Below are 1,202 nucleotides of genomic sequence, written 5' to 3'. Positions count from 1 at the left end.
CGGTCCGCGCGCCGCGGCGTCCGGTGGTGGCGCCGAGGTGTCCGGTCGCCGTGCCGAGGTCGCCGGTGGCCGCGCCGGGGGAGTCGCGGCGTCCGCTGCCGTGCCGCGTCCGCGCCCCTGACCTGGCCGTCCGGGCGCTCCGCACGTCCGGAGGCGGTTGGTCCCGGCCGTTCGGGGAAGGCGTTCAGGACGTGCCGTCGATCCGGAAGGGGCCCCGCATGTCGGTCGATCCGTCCCTCGAGTGCCTTTTCCCGGGCGGCGAGGAGCCCGAGGAGCGCGAGCTGTCGATCGAGGAGCTGCGGCGGCTGGCGGAGCTTCCGCTGCCCGACGACCGCCGGAGCCTCCCGCACGTCGATGACCTGGAGGTCCCCGGGCCGGGCGGCACGGTCCCGGTGCGGGTGTACCGGCCCGAGCCGCGCTCGGCGGGCCCGCTGCCCGCGCTGGTGTACCTGCACGGCGGCGGCTGGGTGATGGGCGGGATCGACAGCGTGGACGTGTCCTGCCGCGATCTGGCCGCCGAGGCGGGCTGCACGGTGGTGAACGTCGGCTACCGGCTCGCGCCCGAGCACCCCTTCCCGGCGGCGGTCGAAGACGCGTGGGCGGTCGCCGAGGCGCTGGCGACCGGCCCCGACCGCTTCGGCGCGGACCCGCGCGCGATCGCCGTCGCCGGTGACAGCGCGGGAGGCAACCTCGCCGCCGTCGTGGCGCTGCTCGCCCGCGACCGCGGCGTCCGGCTCGCCCACCAGCTGCTGGTGTACCCGGTGACCGACATGGCCGCCGACACCCCGAGCTGGGACGCCTACGGCGAGGGGTACGGCCTGGACGCGGCGTCGCTGCGCCGGTTCGCCGCCCTCTACCGTGCCGGGGCCGACCCCGCCGACCCGCGCCTCGCCCCCCTGCGCGCCCCCGACCTGTCCGGCCTCGCCCCCGCGACGCTGATCATCGCCGACCACGACATCCTGCGGGACGAGGGCGAGGCGTACGGGCGGCGGCTGGCGGCGGCGGGCGTCCCGGTCGTGCGGCGCAGGTACGCCGGGGCGATCCACTCGTTCTTCCTGCTGCCCGAGATGTTCGACGCGGGTGTGGAGGCGCGGGCGTTCGCCGTGCGACGATTGCGCGCGGCGTTCGACGCGGCGCTCGACGGCGCGCGTCCGGGCCCGGCCGGACCGGCGGGCGGGGACGCGTCGCCGGACACCCCGCCG

At 78.1% G+C, this 1,202-nt stretch carries 1 protein-coding gene; it reads left to right on the top strand.

The features are described from left to right. Positions 1-218: 218 nt before the first annotated feature. The coding region (locus DZF91_RS23550) for an alpha/beta hydrolase (RefSeq protein ID WP_147341317.1) at positions 219-1,202 on the top strand (984 nt) is incomplete at its 3' end.

The sequence above is a fragment of the Actinomadura logoneensis genome (assembly GCF_003428695.1).
GTDB lineage: Bacteria > Actinomycetota > Actinomycetes > Streptosporangiales > Streptosporangiaceae > Spirillospora > Spirillospora logoneensis.
This window is presented reverse-complemented; position numbering and strand designations above follow the sequence as displayed.